Below are 20,189 nucleotides of genomic sequence, written 5' to 3' on the forward strand. Positions count from 1 at the left end.
ACCCGCGTGCCTGGCGCGCCCGCGTGCCTGGCGCGCCCGCGTGCCTGCCGCGCCCATCCCGGCGATCCGCACCTCCCGCCGCCACGGCTTCGCGCCGATCCGCGCTTGCTGCGCCCCGCGCGCCTGCCCCGCGCCCCACGCACGCTGCGCCCCGCGCCGGCCGCTCACCGCGCCGTGCCAACGCTGTCTCCCGCCGCGCTGCCACCCCCGGCTGGCCGCCCGGCGGGGTGCGTTCCCCGGTGGCCGGGCGGGCAATGGCGGCCGCGCAGATCGCTGACCTGCGGGTTCGGGGCGGGATGTGAGATGGCTCGCGCAAGTGGTGGCAAAGACGATCGTTCGTGACACACTCGGGGGTAACCCACCACGCGCTGGCGGGACTCGGTGAAATTCCGAACCGGCGGTGATCCGATGCGCAAGTGTCGGTAAGCCCGCGACCCGGACGGTCTTGATGACGGACGGTGGACCTGGTGAAAATCCGGGGCCGACGGTTGATCGAGCGGCATCACCTGCCGCACGGTCAGACAGTCCGGATGGGAGACAGCGCGCGGAAACGGACCGTGGGGCGCCTTTTGTGGGCGCTGCTCGTGACCGGGGTGCGCCTGGCGTACCCTGATGTCCTTTTCCCGGCGTTTCTCCCGCTTTCCCCCGGCGCGTGACCGTACCGCGCCGAGAGGAACGCAGCATGGTGACCGAGGACGAGGCGATGCGCCGCGCTATTGCGCTGGCCGCCCGGGGCCTCGGCACGACCAGCCCCAACCCCGTTGTCGGGTGTCTGTTGCTCGACGCCGAGGGTGAGGTGGTCGGCGAGGGCTTCCACGCCTACGCCGGCGGGCCGCATGCCGAGATCGTCGCGCTGGCGCAGGCCGGTGAGCGGGCCCGCGGCGGCACCGCGGTCGTCACGCTCGAGCCCTGCAACCACACCGGACGCACCGGGCCCTGCAGCCACGCGCTGATCAACGCGGGGGTGCGCCGGGTGGTGATCGCGGTGGACGATCCGACGCCGGTCGCGGCCGGTGGCGCCGTGACGCTGCGGGCCTCGGGGGTGCAGGTCGAGACCGGCGTGCGGCGCAAGGAGGCGGAGCAGGGCAACGTCGCCTGGTTGACCGCGGTGCGACGCGGCCGGCCGTACGTGACCTGGAAGTTCGCCGCCACGCTGGATGGCCGCTCGGCCGCCGCCGACGGCACCAGCCAGTGGATCACCTCGGCGCCGGCCCGCAGCGACGTGCATGTCCTGCGCGGCACGATGGACGCGATCATGGTCGGCGCCGGCACCGTGATCGCCGACGACCCGCAGCTCACCGTGCGCGACCTCAAGGACGGCACGCTCGCCATCAAGCAGCCCCTGCGCGTCGTGGTCGACTCCGCCGGGCGTACCCCCGAAAAAGCTCGCGTGCGCGACGTCGCCGCACCCACCTGGATCGTCACCACCAAGGAGGTCGGCGCCGGGCCGGACGGCCGCGTCGATCTCCATGCCCTGCTCGTCGCCCTCTTCGGCCGGGGCATCCGCTCGGTGCTGCTCGAGGGCGGTCCCACCCTGGCCGGCTCGTTCCTGGCCGCCGGCCTGGTCGACCAGGTGATCGGCTACGTGGCGCCGAAGCTGCTCGGCGCCGGCCAGCCCGCCCTGGTCGACGCGGGCGTCGCCACCATCGGCGACGCCATCGAGCTCGATCTCACCGACATCGCGCAGATCGGTCCCGACCTGCGCTTCACCGCATCGCTCCGGCAGAAGGAGAGCTGATGCGAGCCCACGAAAAGGCAGAAGGAGACCTGATGTTCACCGGCATCGTCGAGGAATTGGGTGACGTCGTCCGCCTGGTCAATGAAGGCGACAACGCGGTCATCGCGGTACGCGGGCCGATCGTCACGTCCGACGCCCGGCACGGCGACTCGATCTCCGTCAACGGCGTCTGTCTCACCGTCATCGACAACATCGACGGCGTCTTCACCGCCGACGTGATGGGCGAGACGCTGCGTCGCTCCTCGCTCGGCGCGCTCACCACGGGCAGCCAGGTCAACCTGGAACGCGCCGCCACCGTGGGCAGCCGGCTCGGCGGCCACCTGGTGCAGGGCCACGTGGACGGGGTCGCCACGATCCTGTCGCGCGAGCCCGAGTCCGAATGGGAGGTGCTGCGGTTCTCGCTGCCGCAGAACCTCAGCCGGTACGTGGTGGAGAAGGGCTCGATCACCGTCGACGGCGTGTCGCTGACCGTCATGGCGGTGGACGACGAGTCGTTCAGCGTCGGCCTGATCCCGACCACGCTGAAGCTGACCGTCCTGGGATCGAAAAGCGCGGGCGACCCGGTGAACCTCGAGGTCGACGTGATCGCGAAGTACGTGGAAAAGATGCTGGGGAGCCGATGATGTTCGAAGACATTGAGCGGGCGATCGCCGACATCGCCGCCGGCCGTCCGGTGATCGTGGTCGACGACGAGGACCGGGAGAACGAGGGCGACCTCATCTTCGCGGCCGAGATGGCGACCCCGGAGCTGGTGGCCTTCATGGTGCGCTACACCTCGGGCTACATCTGCGCGCCGATCACCGAGGAGGAGGCGGACCGGCTCGACCTGCCGCCGATGTACCACACCAACCAGGACCGGCGGGGCACGGCGTACGCGGTGACGGTCGACGCCAGCGAGGGCGTGAGCACCGGCATCTCGGCCGCCGACCGGGCCCGCACGCTGCGGCTGCTGTCGTCGCCGGACACCCGGCCGACCGACCTGTCCCGTCCCGGCCACGTGGTGCCGCTGCGGGCCAAGGCCGGCGGCGTGCTGCGCCGCCCCGGGCACACCGAGGCCGCGATCGACCTCGCCGTGCTGGCCGGCCTGCGCCCGGCCGGCGTGCTCTGCGAGATGGTCAACGACGACGGCACCATGCAGCGCCGCCCCGACCTGGAGAAGTTCGCGATCGAGCACGACCTCGCGCTGATCACGATCGCCGACCTGGTCGCCTACCGGCGGCGCCATGACCGGCAGGTCGAGCGGGTCGTCGAGACGAAGCTGCCGACCGAGCACGGCGACTTCACCGCCGTCGGCTACCGGGCGAACGTCGACGGCGGCGAGCACGTGGCGCTGGTCTTCGGCGAGATCGGGGACGGCCAGGACGTGCTGGTGCGGGTGCACTCGGAGTGCCTCACCGGCGACGTCTTCGGCTCGAAGCGCTGCGACTGCGGGCCGCAGCTCGACGCGGCCCTCGAGCGGGTGGCCGAGGCCGGGCGCGGCGTCGTGCTCTACATGCGCGGGCACGAGGGCCGGGGGATCGGCCTGCTGCACAAGCTCCAGGCGTACCAGCTGCAGGACCGCGGTTTCGACACGGTCGACGCGAACCTCGAGCTGGGCCTGCCGGCCGACGCCCGGGACTACGGCACCGGCGCGCAGATCCTCTACGACCTGGGCGTGCGCTCGATGCGGCTGCTCACCAACAACCCGGCGAAGCGGGCCGGGCTCGAGGGCTACGGCCTCACGGTGACCGGCCGCGAGGCGCTGCCCGTCCGGCTGCACCCGGAGAACGTGCGCTACCTGCGGACCAAGCGGGACCGCATGGGCCACCTCTTCGAGGCTTTGGGCTGATCCAGCGGTAAAAAGGGTGACAATGAGGAAAAGAGGGGGCGGACATGGCCGGCTTCGGTGACCCGCACATGGAAACCGTCGACGCCGCGGGGCTGCGGCTCGGCATCGTCGGCGCGCGCTGGCACACCGACCTGATCGACCACATGATCGAGCGGGCCAAGTCCGCGGCCGAGGCCTGTGGCGTGACCGACGTGGTCGTGCACCGGGTGGCCGGCGCGGTCGAGCTGCCGGTGGTGGCCCAGGCGCTGGCCCGCCAATGCGACGCGGTGGTGGCGATCGGTGTGGTGATCAAGGGCGAGACCGAGCATTTCGAGTACGTCTGCGACTCGGTCACCACGGGCCTGACCAGGATCGCCCTCGACGAGTCGACCCCGGTCGCGCACGGCGTGCTCACCGTGCACAGCCTCGGGCAGGCCCGCGACCGCGCCGGCCTCGAGGACTCGATCGAGGACAAGGGCTGGCAGAGCACGGTGGCCGCGCTGGACGCCGCCCTCGTGCTCCGCGAGCTCACCAAGCCGTAGGAATTTCCGCACCCGCCACCGGAGGGCGGCGGGTGCGGACCTCCGGCGATCAGCAGACGTCGACCCGGTCGATGGTGTCGTTGATGAGGTCGCCGACGTACGGCATGACGACAGCGTGACCGATGCCGAGTTGCATCTGCCACGAGCTGCCCGTCCAGTTGTAGAACGAGGCGTATTTGGCACCCGACGTCTGATTGTCGAAAACGGCGCTGATCCGGTCGTTCCATTTCGGCCCGGCCGCCGACCCGACGTAGACGAAATCGGGATAGCGATATTGGCCGAGGTTGTAGCTGGCGCAGTTGTAGAAATCGATGTAGACGCCGCCCTCGGAGCCGATTCCCAGGAAGGCCTCGTAGGCGCAGAGGTGTTTGTACGAGCACAGCACCGCGCTCGAACCGACCGACGCCAGGCTGCTCTTGCCCGCCGTCGCGGCCGGCGGCACCACGATGTTGACCCCGGGCATCACCTGCACCATATTCGGGCCCACCTGCTTGGCCTTCGGATTGGTGCGCAGAATGTCGGCGACCGTTACGGCCGACTGACCGCCGCTGGGCGCCGCATTGGCCATCGTCGGTGCGAATGGCGCCGCCAGCAGCGCGACCAGCACGGCGGCGAGCACGACGAATTTACGTTTCATCCCCGTTTTCCTCCCCCATTGAGGCATTGCCGGGAACCTATCGCGTTTCCAGTGATCAATGTGGACCGCGATCTAGCGCCTGCAAGAAGAGGAAAACGGGGCTATAGCCGCCCGGCCTCGATAATTCGGGCCAAAAACTGCCGGGTGCGGGCCTCGACCGGATCGCCGAGCACCTGGGCCGGCGGACCCTGCTCGAGGACCCGGCCGCCGTCCAGGAACGCGACCCGGTCGGCGACCTGCTTGGCGAAGCCCATCTCGTGGGTCGCCAGCACCATGGTCATCCCGTCGCCCTTGAGGTCGCGGATCATCGTGAGCACCTCGCCGACCAGCTCGGGGTCGAGCGCCGAGGTCACCTCGTCGAGCAGCAGCAGCCGGGGCGAGTTGACCAGCGCCCGCACGATCGCCACCCGCTGCTGCTGGCCGCCGGAGAGCCGATCCGGGTAGCTGCCCGATCGATCCGACAAACCGACCCGGGAAAGCCAGTCCATCGCCTGGTCGCGAACATCGGACGGGCGCCGCCCGTGGACCTTCACCGGCGCCAGCATGATGTTGTCGAGCACGGTCATGTGCGGAAACAGGTTGTAGCTCTGGAAGACGAGCCCGATCTTCCGGCGTACGACATCGGGATCGATCTTGGGGTTGGTGATGTCCTCGCCGTCGAGCTCGATCGTCCCGTCGTCGACCTCGGCCAGCAGGTTCACGCACCGCAGCAGCGTCGACTTGCCCGAGCCCGACGCGCCGATCAGCGCCACCACCTCGTGCTCGTCCACGGTGAGATCGAGGCCGTCGAGCACCACCGCGTCGCCGAACGTCTTGCGCACGTCCGTGCAGGTCAGCACCATCAGGTCCCCGCGTTCTGGCGTCGGGCCGCGCGCAGCGTCACCCAGTCGGTGATCCCGATGAGCGGCAGGGCGAACAAAACGAAGAGCACACCGGCGACCACGTACGGGGTGAAGTTCGCGGTCTCGGCGCTGGCGATCTGGGCCGCTCGGATCGCGTCGATCGGGCCCGCCAGCGAGATGAGGCCGACGTCCTTCTGCATCGACACGATGTCGTTGAGCAGCGCGGGGGAGGCCCGGCGCACGGCCTGCGGCAGCACCACGTGCCGCATCGACTGCCGGTAGGTGAGACCGAGCGAGCGCGCGGCCGCGACCTGGCTCGGGTGCACCGACTCGATGCCCGCTCGCAGCACCTCGGCGATGTACGACCCGTACGTGATCGTGATCGCCGCGCCGCCCAGCACCACCACGTCCGGCATGCCCTGCAGGCGCAGGCCCGGGACGCCGAACGTGAACAGGTAGATCGTGATGATCAGCGGGAGGCCGCGGAACGTGTACGTGTAGACCGTCGCCAGCGCCCGCACCGGGAAGAACACCGGCCCGCGCAGGGTGCGCAGCACCGATGCCGCCAGCCCGAGCACGAGGGCGCAGGCCGCGCAGACGAAGAACAGCCGGATGTTGAGCCAGAGTCCCTCGAGGATGGCCGGCAGGTACTCGCGGGCGATCCCGCCGTCGAAGAACGACTGCTTGACCCGCGCCCAGCCGGGGGCGCCGGTGATCAGCACTCCGAGCAGCGTGCCGAGGACGGCGGTGGAGAGCGCCGCGAGCAGCACCGAGCGGATCGCCTGCCGCTTCCGGAAGGCGATCCGCCCTAGCTGTAGGTCACTCGGACGATGGACTTCTGGGCTCACTGGAGTTCGGGCGCCCCGCCGGCGGTGAGCCAGGTCTTCTCCAGTACGGCGAGGGTGCCGTCCTGGCGCAGCTGGTCGACCGCGGAGCTCACGCAGCCGGTCAGCGCCGAGCCCTTGTCGAGCACGAGGCCGAACTGCTCGGGCACGCCGACCTGCGGCAGCTGGCCGACGATCACGCCGTCGTCGAGCTCGGCCGCGGTCATGTAGAACGCCGTCGGCAGGTCGACCACGATGCCGTCGACGGTGCCGTTGACCAGGGCGGCCTTGGCGTCGTCGTTGGAGTTGAAGACCGACGGCTTGGCGCTCGGCTTGATCACGTCGGTGATCGCCTGGTAGCTGGTCGTGCCGACCTGGGCGCCGAGCTTGGCCGACTGGAGGTCGGCGATCGACTTGGCGTTCGCGATCTTCGACTTCTTCGTGGTGATCACGGTCTGCCGGACGAGGTAGTACGGCGACGAGAAGTCGACGGCCTTCTTGCGGTCGTCGGTGATCGAGAACTCGTTGACATCGAAGTCGAACGACTTCGGGCCGGGCGCGATCGCGTTGTTGAACGTCACAGAGACCCACGTCACGTTCTCGGCGGCGTAGCCAAGACGCTGGGCGACCTGGTACGCCACGGCCGACTCGAACCCCTTGCCGTTGCTCGGCTTGTTGTCGCTGAACCACGGCTCGTACGCGGGGTTGTCGGTGCCGATCGTGAGCTTGCCCGCGGTCTTCGTCGACAGTGCTCCCGGCGCGCACGTGCTCGCGGAGACCGAGGCGGACGCGCTGGGCGTGGTGTTCTCGTCGGCGGGCGCGCAGGCCGCGAGGGCGGCGAGGGTGAGCGCGGCGCCGCCGACGGAGGTGAGGGTGTTTCGGCTGACCATGACGGGGAGCCTAGGGCACGTCTCACCTGCGGGGGTCGTTCGTATCGATCCCGTGATGAGTTGTCACAATGGCGGCCGTGAAGACGTTCGAAGAGCTGTTCGCCGAGCTTCGGGAGAAGGCGGAGACGCGTCCCGAGGGGTCGTCCACCGTCATGGCCCTGGAGCGCGGGGTCCACTTCATCGGGAAGAAGGTCGTCGAGGAGGCGGCCGAGTCCTGGATGGCCGCCGAGCACGAGGGCCCCGAGCGGGCCGCCGAGGAGATCTCCCAGCTGCTCTACCAGGCTCAGGTCCTGATGATCGCGACCGGTCTCGATCTCGAGGACGTGTATCGACATCTCTGACGTACCCCCTTTGTCCAATATGTGGAAAACCGAAGGAGTACGTCCATGTTGCGCATCGCCATTCCGAACAAGGGCACCCTCTCCCAGCCGGCCTCGCAGATGCTGCGCGACGCCGGGTACCGCCAGCGCACCGACCCGAAGGACCTGATCTGCCGGGACGAGCCCAACAACGTCGAGTTCTTCTACCTGCGCCCGCGGGACATCGCCACCTACGTCGGCACCGGCGACCTCGACCTCGGCATCACCGGCCGGGACCTGCTGGTCGACTCCGGGGTGGCGGCCGAGGAACTGGTCGACCTGGCGTTCGGCGGGGCCACGTTCCGCTGGGCGGCGCCGGCCGGCACGATCGAGTCCACCGACCAGATCGGCGGGCGGCGCATCGCCACCGCGTACCCGGGCGTGGTCTCGCGCTATCTCGCCGACAACGATCTCAAGGCGGATGTCGTACGCCTGGACGGCGCCGTGGAGAACGCGGTGCGCCTGGGTGTGGCCGACCTGATCGCTGACGTGGTCGAGACCGGCGCGACGCTGCGCCAGGCCGGCCTGGTCACGCTGGGCGAGCCGCTGCTGCGCTCGTCGGCGATCCTGATCGGCCGGGCGGGCGAGGCGCCGGCCGGGATGTCCCAGCTGATCCGCCGGCTCCAGGGCGTGCTGGTCGCCCGCAGCTACGTGATGCTCGCCTACGACGTCCGCGCCGACCTGCTGGAGAACGCGACGGCGGTGACTCCCGGCATCGAGTCGCCGACGGTGTCGCCGCTGCACCGGGAGGGCTGGGTCGCGGTGCAGGCCATGGTCCGGCGGGCCGAGGCCCACAAGATCATGGACGAGCTGTACGAGATCGGCGCCCGGGCCATCCTGGTCACCGACATAGCCAACTGCAGACTCTGATGGCGTCGCTCCGCTCCGCGGGGGCGATTGCCCTCGAGGTCGATGAGATGGCGATCGGTTTCCGTCACCGCAAACCCCGCGGCGTCGAAAACCGAGCACCATCTCATCGACGGCAATCGCCCGGTTGTAGGTTGAGGGGGTGGAGACGGTGACGTTTCGGCCGAAGAAGATCCGGTTGGTCGCGGGTATCGCGGCCGGCGGGGTGCTCGTGCTGTTCACCGCGATCAGCTTCGGGCTGCACGGGTCGAGCGGCTTCGACAACTCGGGCCAGTTCGAGCGGGGCGACCAGACCGCGATGATCGGGCTCGGGGTGCTGATCGCCCTCGGGATCCTGGCGTTCTGCCGGCCCCGGGTGGTGGCCGACGCCGACCACATCAAGATTCGTAACGTGGTCGGCGGCTACGACCTGCCCTGGTCGGTGGTGCGGGCGGTGCGGTTCGACCGCAACTCGCCGTGGGCGCAGCTCGAGCTGCACGACGACGAGCAGGTGTCGATCCACGCGCTGCAGGCCGCCGACAAGGACTACGCGGTCGACGGCGTACGGGCGCTCCGGGCCCTGCATTCGGCCGCCGTGAACGCCTGATAGACTTCCAGCAGTCGACCACGCCCGCATTCATGTGCGGGCGCGAAAGAGGAGCCCGCTGGCTCCCACCCGCCGTCCTCGAGGCGCGCGGGTCCGGTCACCCGGCTCGAAGAAATATTTCGAGCCCGGGGAGCGTCCTCATGGGCGCCGATGACCGGTCGAGCGGGCCCTGGCATGCGCTGCTTCAGCGCGTACGGGGCCTTCTGCTTTCTCGGCGTCCGTAAGAGGACACCGGAGGCCGACCGACATTGGCCACGCCGCGCGGTTGGGGAACCGGGCAGCGTGAATGAACCGTTCTGAGGAGGCCCCATCAGCGTCGAACCACGCGTTAACGAACAGATCCGGGCTCGTGAGGTCCGACTGGTCGGCCCCGAGGGTGAGCAGGTCGGCATCGTGCCGCTCGAGCGCGCCCTGCAGCTGGCCGCGGATGTCGATCTGGACCTGGTCGAGGTTGCTCCGATGGCGCGGCCGCCGGTGTGCAAGCTCATGGACTTCGGCAAGTTCAAGTACGAGAGCGCACTCAAGGCCCGCGAAGCGCGGCGCAACCAGCAGCAGACCGTCATCAAGGAAATGAAGCTTCGCCCGAAGATCGACCCGCACGACTACGAGACCAAGAAGGGTCACGTGGTGCGGTTCCTCAAGGCGGGCGACAAGGTCAAGGTGACGATCATGTTCCGCGGTCGTGAGCAGAGCCGCCCCGAGCTGGGCTTCCGGCTCCTGCGCCGGCTCAGCGAGGAGATCTCGGAGCTCGGCTTCGTCGAGGCCAGTCCGAAGCAGGACGGCCGAAACATGATCATGGTGCTGGCCCCCCATCGGGCCACCAAGGCAGCTGCTGCTGCGACGGTCGCGGCCAACGCCCGCCCGCCGCGGGAGCCGCGCGAGGGCGATGGTGCCGCGACAACGGCGGCCGAAGACACCGACACCACCGCAGGTTAATCAAGCTTTTCCGTCCGGCTCCGGCCGGACGGAAAGATCAGAAAGAGGCTTCAAGTGCCGAAGTTCAAGCCCCACACCGGTACCGGCAAGCGGGTGAAGGTCACCGGCAAGGGCAAGCTCGTCACCGAGCAGGCCGGCAAGCGCCACCTGCTCGAGAGCAAGTCGTCCAAGGTCACTCGCCGGATGACCGGTACGGTCACCGTGGCCAAGGCCGACACCAAGCGAGTCAAGAAGCTGCTGGGCCGCTGACGCGCGCGCCACACACGTTCCCCTGTTAGGAGTACCGAAATGGCACGCGTCAAGCGTTCTGTCAACGCCCAGAAGAAGCGCCGTACCCTGCTCGAGACCGCGAGCGGCTACCGCGGGCAGCGCTCGCGGCTGTACCGCAAGGCCAAGGAGCAGGTGCTGCACTCGATGCAGTACGCCTACCGCGACCGGCGTGACCGCAAGGGCGACTTCCGCCAGCTGTGGATCACGCGCATCAACGCGGGCGCCCGGGCCAACGGCCTGACCTACAACCGCCTCATCCAGGGCCTCAAGCTGGCCGAGGTCGAGGTGGACCGCAAGATCCTGGCCGAGCTGGCCGTCAACGACCCCGCCGCGTTCGCGGCGATCGTCGAGGTCGCGCGCGCTGCCGTCGCGGCCGAGGGCACCGGCGGCGCGGCCGCCCAGGCTGCCTGATCCACGCGTTACCGCAGACGCCTCCCGATCTCTTTCGGGGGGCGTCTCGCTTTTGCTTCGAGGGGCGATGACTTTCACTACGCGTACGCCGAGGGTCGTCGCGGCCCGCCGCCTGCAACGGCGCCGGGATCGCGACCAGAGCGGCCGCTTCCTGGCCGAGGGGCCGCAGGCGGTCCGGGAGGCGCTCGACGCCGGCGTGGTGCTGGAGCTGTTCGGCACCGAAGGCGCGCTGACCCGGCACGGCGACCTCGCGGTGCTCGCGCCCGAGGTGTCGGCCGTCGACGAGGACGCCCTGGCCGCCCTGGCCGAGACGGTGCAGCCGCAGGGCCTGGTGGCGGTCTGCGAGCAGATGGACGTCCCGCTCGCCGGCGCCCTCGCCAAGCGGCCCCGGCTCGTCGTGGTGGCGGCCGAGATCCGGGACCCGGGGAACGCCGGCACGGTGCTGCGGACCGCCGACGCGGCCGGCGCCGGTGCCGTGATCTTCGCGGGCGACGCCGTGGACCCGTACAACGGGAAGTGCGTGCGGGCGTCCGCGGGCTCGCTGTTCCACGTCGACGTCGTGCGGACCGGCCTCGATCTGGTACCCGCTCTGCGGGAGGCCGGACTGCGGGTGCTCGCCACCACCGGGTACGGCGCCGACGACCTCGACACGCTGCTCGACGAGGGGGCGCTGGACGGGCCGACCGCGTGGATCTTCGGGTCGGAGGCGCACGGGCTGCCGCGCGAGCTGCTCGACGAGGCCGACCGGCGGGTGCGGGTGCCGATCTACGGCGGCGCCGAGAGCCTCAACCTCGCCGCCGCCGCGGCCGTCTGCCTCTACGCGTCGGCGCGGGCGCACCGATGAGGGCGCTGGTCTACCACGCGATCGGCGGTCCCATCACCCTCGAAAACGTGAAAAACCCGATTTGTCCGGCTGACGGCGCCGTGATCGAGGTGCGGGCCACCGGAGTCTGCCGCTCGGACTGGCACGCCTGGCGCGGGCACGACCCGGTGGAGCTTCCGCACGTGCCGGGCCACGAGTTCGCCGGCGTGGTCCTGGAGTCGGACGCAGCCGGGTTCTCGAAAGGGGACCGGGTCACGGCGCCGTTCGTCAACGGCTGCGGCCGATGTGACTACTGCCGGTCGGGCAACGCGCAGATCTGCCCCGACCAGACCCAGCCGGGCTTCAGCCATCACGGGTCGTTCGCCGAGCGGGTCGTGGTGCGCGCGGCCGCCACCAACCTGGTCCGGCTGCCGGACGAGATCGGCTTCGTCGAGGCGGCGGCGCTGGGGTGCCGGTTCGCCACCGCCTTCCGGGCCCTGCGCGGCGTGCGCCCCGGTCAGTCGGTCGCTGTCTTCGGCTGCGGGGGCGTCGGGCTCTCGGTGGTGATGATCGCGGTGGCCCTGGGCGCGCGGGTTCACGCCGTGGATCCGTCGCCGGTTGCCCTCGCCGCCGCGCTCGATCTCGGCGCGGCGCCGGAAACGCCGGCCGACGTGGACATCGCGGTCGACGCCTACGGCTCGGCCGCGACGGCCATGGCGTCGGTGCGCAGCCTGCGCCGGGGTGGCCGGCACGTGCAGGTCGGGCTGATGCTGGGGGCGGACGCGCGGGCGCCGCTGCCGTGGGACCTGGTCGTCTCCCGGGAGCTCTCGGTGGTCGGCTCGCACGGGATGGCGGCGGTGGACTACCCGCCGATGATCGACCTCGTGGTGAGCGGGCGGCTCGATCTCCGGCGGCTCATCCACGCGGTGATTCCGCTGGCCGAGGCCGGGGCGGCGCTGACCGCGATGGACGATCCGGTCGCGCGGGCCGGGGGCATCGTCGTCGCGACCACCGGGTATGCTGACGGACATGTCGGACCCGATGACGCTGTTTAGCCGGCCCGCTGGTCGCGGGCGCCGGATCTGACTTCTGCGCGTTGACTCCCTGACCGGCGGGCTGCGGCCCAGCCGCTCCTCCGTACACTGCCCGATGGCTAAAACGGTGTGAGGGAGTCCATGTCCTACCGCAATGATCCTTACGATCCCAAGCAGGCCGCCCTGCTCTCGGAAGACGCGCTCGACAGCGCCGTCTCCGAGGCGCGCCGGGCCTTCGACGCCGCGTCCGACCTGGACGCCCTCGGCGCGCTGAAGCCGGCCCACCTCGGCGACCGCTCCCCGATCTCGCTCGCCCGCCGGGAGATCGGCTCGCTGCCGCCGGCCGCCAAGTCCGACGCCGGCAAGCGGGTCAACATCGCCCGGCAGGCCGTCCAGGCCGCCTACGACGAGCGGCACGCCGCGCTCGAGGTCGAGCGGGCCGCGCGGGTGCTGGTCGAGGAGCGCGTCGACGTCACCCTCCCGTGGGACCGCCGTCCGCGCGGCGCCCGCCACCCGGTCACCTCGCTGATGGAGCACATGGGCGACCTGTTCGCGGGCATGGGCTACGACGTGGTCGAGGGCCCCGAGCTCGAGCTCGAGTGGGCGAACTTCGACGCGCTGAACATCGGGCCCGACAACCCCGTCCGCGGCTCGATGGACACCTTCTACGTCGACCTGCCCGGCCTGGTCATGCGCACGCACACCTCACCCGGCCAGGTGCGGTCGATGCTCACCAAGCAGCCGCCGATCTACGTGGTCTGCCCGGGCCGGGTCTACCGCTCCGACGAGCTCGACGCCACGCACAGCCCGGTCTTCCACCAGATCGAGGGCCTGGTCGTCGACGAGGGCATCACGATGGCCCACCTGCGCGGCACGCTCGACCACTTCGCCAAGGCGATGTTCGGCGCCGACGCGCGCACCCGCTGGCGGCCGCACTACTTCCCGTTCACCGAGCCGAGCGCCGAGTTCGACGTCTGGTTCGCCCAGCACCGCGACGGGCCGCGCTGGGTCGAGTGGGGCGGCTGCGGCATGGTCAACCCGCGGGTGCTGGTGGCCTGCGGCATCGACCCCGACCGGTACTCGGGCTTCGCGTTCGGCATGGGCGTCGACCGCACCCTGATGTTCCGCAACGGCGTCGGCGACATGCGCGACCTCGTCGAGGGCGACGTGCGGTTCACCGCGAACTTCGGCATGGAGGTCTGAGCGCGATGAAGACGTCACTCTCGTGGCTCCGGGACTACGTGGAGCTGCCGGCCGGCCTCACCACCGAGCGGCTCGACGAGGCGCTCACCAACCTGGGCATGGAGGTCGAGTCGATCGTCGACCAGGCCGCCACGGTCAAGGGCGACCTGGTGATCGGCCGGGTGCTGACCATCGAGGAGCTGACCGGCTTCAAGAAGCCGATCCGGTTCTGCACGGTGGACGTCGGCCGGGACGTGCCGCAGGAGATCGTCTGCGGCGCGCGGAACTTCGCCGTGGGCGACCTCGTGGTGGTCATCCTGCCCGGCGGCGAGCTGCCGGGCGGCTTCCAGATCGGCGCGCGGAAGACGTACGGCCACAACTCGAACGGCATGATCTGCTCGGCCGCCGAGCTCGGGCTGTCCGGCGACCACTCCGGCATCATCGTGCTGCCGGCCGGGTCGGCGACGCCCGGTCAGGACGCGCGCCCGGCGGTCGGGCTCGACGACGTCGTGGTCGAGGTCGAGATCACCCCGGACCGGGGGTACGAGATGAGCCTGCGTGGCCTGGCCCGCGAGCTGTCGTACGCGTTCGAGGCCGCCTTCACCGACCCGGCGCGCATCGAGGCCCCCGGCGGCACCGCCGACGCGCCGCACCCGGTGACCGTCGAGGACACCGTGGGCTGCGACCGGTTCTCGGCCCGGGTGGTGCGCGGCATCGACCCGCACGCGCCCTCGCCCGAGTGGATGCAGCGCCGCCTGGTCGCGGCCGGCATCCGCACCATCTCGCTGCCGGTCGACATCACCAACTACCTGATGCTCGAGCTCGGGCAGCCGATGCACGTCTTCGACCTCAACGAGATCAAGGGCGCCTTGGTCGTACGCCGCGCGCGGCCCGGGGAGAAGCTGACCACCCTGGACGGCGTCGCCCGGGTGCTCGACGCCGAGGACATGGTGATCTGCGACGACACCGGCCCGATCTCGCTGGCCGCGGTCATGGGCGGCGAGACCAGCGAGTGGCAGCCCGAGACGGTCGACGTGCTGCTCGAGGCCGCCCACTGGGACCCGGTCATGGTCGGGCGCACGGCCCGCCGGCACAAGCTGTTCAGCGAGGCGGCCAAGCGGTGGGAGCGCGGGGTCGACCCGTCGCTGACGCTGGCGGCGCTCGAGCGGGCGGTGCAGATCCTGACGGCGCACGCCGGGGGCACCGTCGACGAGCGGGTTCTCGACCTTGATCACGTACGGGCGCCGGATCTGATCCTGCTCGATCCCGCCCTTCCGGCCCAGCGCATCGGCGTGTCCTACCCCGCCGACAGCGTCGTCGACCTGCTGAACCGGGTCGGCTGCACGGTCACCGGCGTGAGCCCGCTCGAGGTCGTCCCGCCGACCTGGCGGCCCGACCTGCTGGCCCCGATCGACCTGGTCGAGGAGGTCGCCCGGCTCGGCGGCTACAACGACATCCCGAGCCTGCTACCCCCGGCCCGCGGCGGCAGCGGCGTCTCCCCGGCCCAGCGGCGGCGCCGCACGGTCGGGCGGGCGATGGCCGAGAACGGGTACGCCGAGGTGCTGTCCTACCCGTTCGTGGCGCCCGGCCTCGCCGACGCGCTCGGCTACCCGGCCGACGACCCCCGGCGCAGCGCCGTGCGGCTGACCAACCCGCTGTCCGAGGAGGAGCCGCTGCTGCGCACGTCGCTGCTGGCGCCGCTGCTCGGCACCCTCAAGCGCAACCTCGGCCGCGGCCTGCGCGACCTGGCGCTCTACGAGATCGGCTCGGTGTTCCTGCCCGGCGCCTCGTCGACGCCGCCGCCGGCGATGGGCGTCGACCGGCGTCCGAGCGACGAGGACTGGGCGGCCGCCAACGCGTTCCTGCCGCACCAGCCGTGGCATCTCGCGGCCGTGCTGACCGGCGAGTTCGAGCCGTCCGGCTGGTGGGGCGGCGGCCGGACGGCAACCTGGGCCGACGCGGTCGAGGCGGCGCGGATCGCGCTGTCCGCCGCGGGCATGGACGCCGCGCGGGTGACCGTCGAGGCGGCCGAGCTCGCACCCTGGCACCCGGGCCGGTGCGCGGCGATCGCGGTCGACGGCGTCGTGATCGGGCACGCCGGCGAGCTGCACCCGGCCGTCGTCTCGGCGCTCGAGCTGCCCAAGCGCACGGTGGCCATGGAGATCGACCTGACCGCGATCCCGGCCGCGCCGGTCGTGCAGGGCGTGAAGATCTCGTCGTTCCCGCCGGCGCTGATCGACGTGGCGCTGGTGCTCGACCGCACGGTCCCGGCCGCGCGGGTCGAGGCGGCGCTGGCCGAGGGCGCGGGTGAGCTGCTCGAGTCGGTCGCGCTCTTCGACGTGTACGAGTCGGACCAGCTCGGCGAGGGCAAGCGCTCGCTGGCCTACAAGCTGACGTTCCGCGCGCCCGGCCGCACGCTGACCTCGGAGGAGGCCCTCGCGGCCCGGGACGCGGCGGTGGCCGCGGTGGCGTCCAGGTTCGGCGCCACCCTGCGCGGCGCGTGACGCTCGCCGGGCTCGCGGCCTCGCCGCGGGCCCGGCTGCCTTACCGTTGCGGCGTGGACGACATCGTCGCGGCCGTGCTGGACGCCGCCGCCCGGGACGACCGGGCGGCGCTCGTCCCGCTGCTGCACCCCTACCTGCACTGGACATCGGGCGGCCGCACGATCCGCGGCCGCACCAACGTCTTCGCCCATCTTGCCGAGCTGCGCGCGCCCGGCTCCTACGAGCTGCGGGACGGGCAGATCTACCGCTGGACCGAGCGGTAATACGCGATCTTGCCGCGGATGTGCTCGCGCTGGCGCAGCAGCGTCTCGATGCGCTCCTCGATGTCGCGGTCGTGCTCCTCGAGCAGCGTGATGCGGTCGGTGATGGTGCCCTCGTCGCGGGTGAGCTCGGCGAACTCGAGCATCCGGGCGATCGGCATGCCGGTGTCGCGCAGGCAGCGCAGCATCTCGAGCCAGCCCACGTCGTCGTCGCGGTACTGCCGGCGGCCGCCGGCCGTGCGGCCGACGCCGTCGAGCAGGCCGATCTTCTCGTAGTAGCGCAGCGTGTCGAGGCTGAAGCCGGTCTTCTCGACGACCTGCCCGGGCGTGTAGGTGGCGGACGACATGCCCGTCAGATTACGTCGGGGCCGCACATCATCGGGACTTGAGCAGGCGGCGGGCGTGGTCGCGCTCCTCGCTCGCCACCCGGACGCAACCCGACTCGATCAGCCGCCAGTCGCCGGCCGCCAGCGCCTCGTCGATGCGGCCGCGCACCTCGTCGACGTGGTGCGGCTCGGTGGCGAACAGGATGCGCAGCCGCAGCGTGTCGCCGTCCCGGGTGACGGCGGTGTGGTGCGGCGCGAGCGGGCAGGGCGGCTCGTGCTCCCAGTGCCCGCACAGCGCGACGGTGACGGCCGCACCGGGCGCGCCCTCCTCGGACACCCCGGAGAGCACCGCGCCGTGCGCATACGCCTGCCGCATCGTGGAAGCCCCTCAGTCGATGGTGTGCCCGCCGTTCACGGTAATCCTCTCGCCGTTGACGAACCGCGACGCGTCGGACGCGACGAACGACACCACGTCGGCGATGTCGGCGGGCGTGCCCATCCGGCGCAGCGGCACCTCGTCGCGGTAGCCGGCGCTGTCCTCCGCGGTGACCTCGCCGTGCCGCTCGACCGGGATCCAGCCGGGCGCGACCACGTTGGTGGTCACGCCGTACGGGCCGAGCTCGCGCGCCCAGGTGCGGGCCAGCCCGATCTGCGCCCCCTTGGCGGCGTTGTACGCGCTCGCGCCGGGCAGCGCCCGCTCGAACATGTCCGATCCGATGTGGATGATCCGGCCGGTGCCGAACCGCTTCATGCCGGCGATGGTGGCCTGCATCAGCAGCGTCGGGCTCTTCACGAAGAACTCGAGCTGGTCGAGATGCTGCCGCCAGGTGACCTCCTCGGCCGGCACGAGCGGTTGCGGTCCGGTGGCGTTGACCACCAGCACCTGGACATCGCCGAGCCTGCCGGAGACGGCGGCGGCCATGACGCGTACATCTGCTTCGTCGGTGATGTCGCCCCGGAAAGCCGCAGCTTTCCCGCCCGCCTTCTCGATCTCGGACACCACGCGCGCCGCACCGTCCGGGTCCGAGCGGAAGTTCACCGCGACCGGCCATCCGTCCGCGGCGAGACGCCGCGCGAGATGAGGTCCGAGGCCGCGGGAGGCGCCGGTCACCAGCGCGCTGCCGAAGATCGTCATCGGCCGAACCTACCCGGCGGGCGATTCCGTGACAGGCTAGATCTTGTGCAACAACGACATCGGCCCGGGTACGCGGGCAGCGGTCCCGGCGATTTCACCCCCGACGGATGCTCGGTCGATCTCTATCGGCGCCTGCCGGTGCGGGACGAGCCGCAGATCATCGCCTCGGTCGTGCCGCCGCCGGCCAGTCTCCTCGAGCTCGGCTGCGGCGCCGGGCGCGTGACCGGTCCGCTCGTCCGGCTCGGCTACCGGGTGACCGCCGTCGACGAGAGCGCCGAGATGCTCGCCGCGGTGGACGAGGGGGCCGAGACCGTTCGCGGCTCGATCGAGGACCTCGCGCTCGGTCGCACCTTCGACGTCGTGTGGCTCAGCTCGTTCCTCGTGCACGCGCCCGACGCCGGGGTCCGGCAGCGGATGCTGCGGGTGTGCCGGCAGCACGTCGAGCCGGCCGGCACGGTGATCATCCAGCGCGAGGGGGCCGGCTGGCACACCCAGATCCCGCGGCAGGGGCCGGCCGGCGACGGCATCAGCCGGGTGGTCGCCTCGAACGACGTCGGTGACGGGGTGCGCGAGGTGCACGTCGAGTACGACTTCCCGGGCGCGCGATGGACCCAGACCTTCCGCTCGCGGCCGCTCAGCGTCGAGCAGTTCGAGCGGGCGCTGCGCGACGCCGGGCTGGTCGTGTCGCGCTATCTCGACCCCTCGGGGACGTGGGTGGCCGCGTCCCCGGTCGGCTGAGGAGCCGTGATGGCGAAACCGTTGCGCAAGCTGGGTTTTCTCACGATCGGACTGTTCGACCCGGCCGACCCGCGGGCCGGGCACGAGTCGACCCTGGAGATCATCAAGCGGGGGGAGGACCTCGGCTTCGACAGCGCCTGGGTGCGGCATCGGCATCTCCAGTACGGGATCTCGTCGCCGGTCGCGGTGCTGGCGGCCGCCTCGCAGCGCACGTCCCGGATCGAGCTGGGCACCGCGGTGATCCCGCTCGGCTGGGAGAACCCGTTGCGGCTGGCCGAGGATCTGGCCACGGTGGACCTGCTCTCGGGCGGGCGGCTCAACCCGGGCGTCTCGGTCGGGCCGCCGATGAACTACGAGACGGTCCGGGAGGCGCTCTATCCCGACACCTCCGCCGCCGAGGACTTCTCCTACGCCCGGGTCTCGCGGCTCCTCTCGTTCGTGCGCGGCGAGCAGGCGTCCGACTTCGGCGGGGTGCAGGGGTTCGAGGTCTTCTCCAACCGGGTCGAGCCGCACTCGCCGGGGCTGGGCGAGCGCATGTGGTACGGCGGGGCCAGCCTGCGGTCGGCGCAGTGGGCCGGTGAGCACGGCATGAACTTCCTGACCTCCAGTGTGGTCAAGGCCGAGTCGGACGACTCGTTCGCCGAGATCCAGTTGTCCCACGTTCGAACATTCCGGACATTCAACCCTTCGGGGCGCGTCAGTCAGGGGCTCGTCGTCATCCCGACCGACGGCGCAACATCCGAACAAAAGGTGAAATATCGGGCGTACGCCGAGAAGCGCACGCCGCGGACGACGGCTCCTCAGGGTCCGGCTCGGATGCTCTTCTCGATCGACTACGTCGGGTCCTCGGACGAGATCGCGGCGCGGCTCCTCGCTCATGCCGCCTACCAGGAGATCGACGAGGTGGCGTTCGCGCTGCCGTTCAGCTTCGAGCCCGCCGACTATATCCAGATTTTGGGAGATATAGCCGGGCGGCTCGGCCCCGCGCTGGGATGGAAGCCGGCTAGCTGAGGGCGGTGACCTTCACCGGTTGCCCCTCGGCGAGGCTCGTCACCGGGATCAGGGCGGCCGGGCCGCCGGCCATCAGCGCCAGGGTCGTGGTCGCCTGGTCCTGGGCGGCCATCGTTTTCAGCGCGGGCACGTCGGCGGCGGCGACGGTCACCCGGCCGTCCGCGCGGCTCGCCCGGACCTTGCCCAGGGGGCCGCTCAGAACCAGGCAGAGGTGCCGGTCGCCGTCCCTGGCGTAGTAGGTGTCGGCGTCGCACATGCCGAGGGCACGGCCGATCACGCCGGGCGGTTCCGCCACCACGGTGGAGATCTGATCATCGACGGCGTAGACCTCGACCTCGTGGTCTCCGGGCAGGACGAGCGGATCGCGTACGACCCAGATCGTCACCCCCGCGGCCAGCGCGAGAAGGACGACCGCCCCGGCCACCCACGGCCATTTCCGTCGTTTCGCCATGTCCCGAACCTATGTGCCGGCCGTCGCCGTCGCATGA

25 protein-coding genes and 1 riboswitch are annotated in these 20,189 nt (G+C 71.0%); of the genes, 17 read left to right on the top strand and 8 right to left on the bottom strand.

Annotated elements, in window-relative coordinates; all coding sequences use genetic code 11:
• The first annotated feature begins 363 nt into the window (after nucleotides 1–363).
• Nucleotides 364–546: riboswitch (FMN riboswitch) on the top strand.
• Nucleotides 547–682: 136 nt separating this feature from the next.
• From ribD to ribH, 4 genes are read left to right on the top strand one after another with little or no spacing between them, the layout of a single operon-like run.
• Nucleotides 683–1,738: a bifunctional diaminohydroxyphosphoribosylaminopyrimidine deaminase/5-amino-6-(5-phosphoribosylamino)uracil reductase RibD gene (gene ribD, locus ACZ6TB_RS14710; protein ID WP_465554435.1), complete on the top strand. Its 1,056-nt coding sequence runs from the start codon at nucleotides 683–685 to the stop codon at nucleotides 1,736–1,738.
• Between the two features lie 32 nt (nucleotides 1,739–1,770).
• Entirely contained in the window at nucleotides 1,771–2,361 is a 591-nt protein-coding gene (locus tag ACZ6TB_RS14715; protein ID WP_465554634.1) for a riboflavin synthase, read from the top strand.
• Nucleotides 2,361–3,566, top strand: a complete 1,206-nt coding sequence (locus ACZ6TB_RS14720) for a bifunctional 3,4-dihydroxy-2-butanone-4-phosphate synthase/GTP cyclohydrolase II (protein ID WP_465554437.1) — start codon at nucleotides 2,361–2,363, stop codon at nucleotides 3,564–3,566. The genes ACZ6TB_RS14715 and ACZ6TB_RS14720 overlap by 1 nt, the downstream gene beginning before the upstream one ends.
• 44 nt (nucleotides 3,567–3,610) lie before the next feature.
• Nucleotides 3,611–4,087, top strand: coding sequence for a 6,7-dimethyl-8-ribityllumazine synthase (gene ribH / locus ACZ6TB_RS14725; RefSeq protein ID WP_465554438.1), 477 nt, complete (start codon nucleotides 3,611–3,613; stop codon nucleotides 4,085–4,087).
• A gap of 49 nt (nucleotides 4,088–4,136) precedes the next feature.
• On the opposite strand, the gene ACZ6TB_RS14730 is transcribed toward ribH, so the two are convergent.
• The 4 genes from ACZ6TB_RS14730 to ACZ6TB_RS14745 all read right to left on the bottom strand — a co-directional run bounded on the left by ACZ6TB_RS14730 (nucleotide 4,137) and on the right by ACZ6TB_RS14745 (nucleotide 7,280).
• Complete coding sequence (locus tag ACZ6TB_RS14730) at nucleotides 4,137–4,706, bottom strand: hypothetical protein (protein ID WP_465554440.1); 570 nt, start codon at nucleotides 4,704–4,706, stop codon at nucleotides 4,137–4,139.
• A gap of 119 nt (nucleotides 4,707–4,825) precedes the next feature.
• On the bottom strand, nucleotides 4,826–5,566 hold the full coding sequence (locus tag ACZ6TB_RS14735; RefSeq protein ID WP_465554442.1) for an amino acid ABC transporter ATP-binding protein: 741 nt from the start codon (nucleotides 5,564–5,566) through the stop codon (nucleotides 4,826–4,828).
• Nucleotides 5,566–6,414, bottom strand: a complete 849-nt coding sequence (locus ACZ6TB_RS14740) for an amino acid ABC transporter permease (RefSeq protein ID WP_465554444.1) — start codon at nucleotides 6,412–6,414, stop codon at nucleotides 5,566–5,568. The genes ACZ6TB_RS14735 and ACZ6TB_RS14740 overlap by 1 nt, the downstream gene beginning before the upstream one ends.
• Nucleotides 6,411–7,280: an ABC transporter substrate-binding protein gene (locus tag ACZ6TB_RS14745; RefSeq protein WP_465554446.1), complete on the bottom strand. Its 870-nt coding sequence runs from the start codon at nucleotides 7,278–7,280 to the stop codon at nucleotides 6,411–6,413. The genes ACZ6TB_RS14740 and ACZ6TB_RS14745 overlap by 4 nt, the downstream gene beginning before the upstream one ends.
• Before the next feature lie 77 nt (nucleotides 7,281–7,357).
• Between ACZ6TB_RS14745 and ACZ6TB_RS14750 the strand changes: the two genes are divergently transcribed.
• From ACZ6TB_RS14750 to ACZ6TB_RS14800, 11 genes are all read left to right on the top strand, one after another.
• Nucleotides 7,358–7,621: a phosphoribosyl-ATP diphosphatase gene (locus ACZ6TB_RS14750; RefSeq protein WP_465554448.1), complete on the top strand. Its 264-nt coding sequence runs from the start codon at nucleotides 7,358–7,360 to the stop codon at nucleotides 7,619–7,621.
• A 45-nt stretch (nucleotides 7,622–7,666) separates the two neighbouring features.
• Nucleotides 7,667–8,509, top strand: coding sequence for an ATP phosphoribosyltransferase (gene hisG, locus ACZ6TB_RS14755; protein WP_465554450.1), 843 nt, complete (start codon nucleotides 7,667–7,669; stop codon nucleotides 8,507–8,509).
• Between the two features lie 139 nt (nucleotides 8,510–8,648).
• Nucleotides 8,649–9,092 (top strand): PH domain-containing protein, encoded by a 444-nt coding sequence (locus ACZ6TB_RS14760; protein ID WP_465554452.1) that lies wholly within the window; start codon nucleotides 8,649–8,651, stop codon nucleotides 9,090–9,092.
• A 309-nt stretch (nucleotides 9,093–9,401) separates the two neighbouring features.
• Nucleotides 9,402–10,028, top strand: coding sequence for a translation initiation factor IF-3 (infC, locus tag ACZ6TB_RS14765; protein WP_465554636.1), 627 nt, complete (start codon nucleotides 9,402–9,404; stop codon nucleotides 10,026–10,028).
• Nucleotides 10,029–10,082: 54 nt separating this feature from the next.
• Nucleotides 10,083–10,277: a 50S ribosomal protein L35 gene (gene rpmI, locus ACZ6TB_RS14770; RefSeq protein ID WP_433294896.1), complete on the top strand. Its 195-nt coding sequence runs from the start codon at nucleotides 10,083–10,085 to the stop codon at nucleotides 10,275–10,277.
• Nucleotides 10,278–10,316: 39 nt separating this feature from the next.
• Entirely contained in the window at nucleotides 10,317–10,709 is a 393-nt protein-coding gene (gene rplT, locus ACZ6TB_RS14775) for a 50S ribosomal protein L20 (protein ID WP_465554454.1), read from the top strand.
• A gap of 67 nt (nucleotides 10,710–10,776) precedes the next feature.
• Nucleotides 10,777–11,553 (top strand): TrmH family RNA methyltransferase, encoded by a 777-nt coding sequence (locus tag ACZ6TB_RS14780; protein WP_465554456.1) that lies wholly within the window; start codon nucleotides 10,777–10,779, stop codon nucleotides 11,551–11,553.
• A 47-nt stretch (nucleotides 11,554–11,600) separates the two neighbouring features.
• A complete protein-coding gene (locus ACZ6TB_RS14785) occupies nucleotides 11,601–12,566 on the top strand; it encodes an alcohol dehydrogenase catalytic domain-containing protein (protein ID WP_465554458.1) in 966 nt (321 codons plus the stop codon).
• 120 nt (nucleotides 12,567–12,686) lie between these two features.
• A complete protein-coding gene (gene pheS, locus ACZ6TB_RS14790) occupies nucleotides 12,687–13,748 on the top strand; it encodes a phenylalanine--tRNA ligase subunit alpha (RefSeq protein WP_465554460.1) in 1,062 nt (353 codons plus the stop codon).
• A 5-nt stretch (nucleotides 13,749–13,753) separates the two neighbouring features.
• The gene (gene pheT, locus ACZ6TB_RS14795) at nucleotides 13,754–16,231 is read left to right on the top strand and encodes a phenylalanine--tRNA ligase subunit beta (RefSeq protein WP_465554462.1); all 2,478 of its coding nucleotides are present in this window, start codon (nucleotides 13,754–13,756) and stop codon (nucleotides 16,229–16,231) included.
• 53 nt (nucleotides 16,232–16,284) lie between these two features.
• Nucleotides 16,285–16,494: a nuclear transport factor 2 family protein gene (locus tag ACZ6TB_RS14800; RefSeq protein ID WP_465554464.1), complete on the top strand. Its 210-nt coding sequence runs from the start codon at nucleotides 16,285–16,287 to the stop codon at nucleotides 16,492–16,494.
• Here the strand turns inward: ACZ6TB_RS14800 and ACZ6TB_RS14805 are convergent.
• Genes ACZ6TB_RS14805 through ACZ6TB_RS14815 form a run of 3 tightly spaced genes read right to left on the bottom strand, consistent with a single transcriptional unit; the run spans nucleotide 16,473 to nucleotide 17,952 of the window.
• Nucleotides 16,473–16,838, bottom strand: coding sequence for a MerR family transcriptional regulator (locus tag ACZ6TB_RS14805; protein ID WP_465554466.1), 366 nt, complete (start codon nucleotides 16,836–16,838; stop codon nucleotides 16,473–16,475). The two genes, ACZ6TB_RS14800 and ACZ6TB_RS14805, sit on opposite strands and share 22 nt — an antisense overlap.
• Before the next feature lie 28 nt (nucleotides 16,839–16,866).
• Entirely contained in the window at nucleotides 16,867–17,193 is a 327-nt protein-coding gene (locus ACZ6TB_RS14810; protein ID WP_465554468.1) for a hypothetical protein, read from the bottom strand.
• A gap of 12 nt (nucleotides 17,194–17,205) precedes the next feature.
• Nucleotides 17,206–17,952 carry an SDR family oxidoreductase gene (locus tag ACZ6TB_RS14815; RefSeq protein ID WP_465554470.1) on the bottom strand — a complete coding sequence of 249 codons (747 nt, stop codon included), beginning with the start codon at nucleotides 17,950–17,952 and terminating at the stop codon, nucleotides 17,206–17,208.
• A 45-nt stretch (nucleotides 17,953–17,997) separates the two neighbouring features.
• On the opposite strand from ACZ6TB_RS14815, the gene ACZ6TB_RS14820 reads away from it, so the two are divergent.
• Both ACZ6TB_RS14820 and ACZ6TB_RS14825 read left to right on the top strand, forming a co-directional pair.
• Nucleotides 17,998–18,690, top strand: coding sequence for a class I SAM-dependent methyltransferase (locus ACZ6TB_RS14820; protein ID WP_465554472.1), 693 nt, complete (start codon nucleotides 17,998–18,000; stop codon nucleotides 18,688–18,690).
• Between the two features lie 9 nt (nucleotides 18,691–18,699).
• Nucleotides 18,700–19,701: an LLM class flavin-dependent oxidoreductase gene (locus tag ACZ6TB_RS14825; RefSeq protein WP_465554474.1), complete on the top strand. Its 1,002-nt coding sequence runs from the start codon at nucleotides 18,700–18,702 to the stop codon at nucleotides 19,699–19,701.
• Here the strand turns inward: ACZ6TB_RS14825 and ACZ6TB_RS14830 are convergent.
• Entirely contained in the window at nucleotides 19,694–20,152 is a 459-nt protein-coding gene (locus ACZ6TB_RS14830) for a hypothetical protein (RefSeq protein ID WP_465554476.1), read from the bottom strand. The genes ACZ6TB_RS14825 and ACZ6TB_RS14830 overlap by 8 nt on opposite strands.
• Nucleotides 20,153–20,189 lie beyond the last annotated feature (37 nt).

It is taken from the genome of Actinoplanes sp. NPDC051537 (assembly GCF_055586105.1).

Coding starts and splice junctions, on each gene's coding strand:
- ACZ6TB_RS14780 (WP_465554456.1), top strand. CDS start 10,777: ATGACTTTCACTACGCGTACGCCGAGGGTCGTCGCGGCCCGCCGCCTG.
- ribH (WP_465554438.1), top strand. CDS start 3,611: ATGGCCGGCTTCGGTGACCCGCACATGGAAACCGTCGACGCCGCGGGG.
- ACZ6TB_RS14805 (WP_465554466.1), bottom strand. CDS start 16,838: ATGTCGTCCGCCACCTACACGCCCGGGCAGGTCGTCGAGAAGACCGGC.
- ACZ6TB_RS14830 (WP_465554476.1), bottom strand. CDS start 20,152: ATGGCGAAACGACGGAAATGGCCGTGGGTGGCCGGGGCGGTCGTCCTT.
- rplT (WP_465554454.1), top strand. CDS start 10,317: ATGGCACGCGTCAAGCGTTCTGTCAACGCCCAGAAGAAGCGCCGTACC.
- ACZ6TB_RS14745 (WP_465554446.1), bottom strand. CDS start 7,280: ATGGTCAGCCGAAACACCCTCACCTCCGTCGGCGGCGCCGCGCTCACC.
- ACZ6TB_RS14810 (WP_465554468.1), bottom strand. CDS start 17,193: ATGCGGCAGGCGTATGCGCACGGCGCGGTGCTCTCCGGGGTGTCCGAG.
- ACZ6TB_RS14720 (WP_465554437.1), top strand. CDS start 2,361: ATGTTCGAAGACATTGAGCGGGCGATCGCCGACATCGCCGCCGGCCGT.
- pheS (WP_465554460.1), top strand. CDS start 12,687: ATGTCCTACCGCAATGATCCTTACGATCCCAAGCAGGCCGCCCTGCTC.
- ribD (WP_465554435.1), top strand. CDS start 683: ATGGTGACCGAGGACGAGGCGATGCGCCGCGCTATTGCGCTGGCCGCC.
- hisG (WP_465554450.1), top strand. CDS start 7,667: ATGTTGCGCATCGCCATTCCGAACAAGGGCACCCTCTCCCAGCCGGCC.
- ACZ6TB_RS14815 (WP_465554470.1), bottom strand. CDS start 17,952: ATGACGATCTTCGGCAGCGCGCTGGTGACCGGCGCCTCCCGCGGCCTC.
- ACZ6TB_RS14825 (WP_465554474.1), top strand. CDS start 18,700: ATGGCGAAACCGTTGCGCAAGCTGGGTTTTCTCACGATCGGACTGTTC.
- pheT (WP_465554462.1), top strand. CDS start 13,754: ATGAAGACGTCACTCTCGTGGCTCCGGGACTACGTGGAGCTGCCGGCC.
- ACZ6TB_RS14735 (WP_465554442.1), bottom strand. CDS start 5,566: ATGGTGCTGACCTGCACGGACGTGCGCAAGACGTTCGGCGACGCGGTG.
- ACZ6TB_RS14715 (WP_465554634.1), top strand. CDS start 1,771: ATGTTCACCGGCATCGTCGAGGAATTGGGTGACGTCGTCCGCCTGGTC.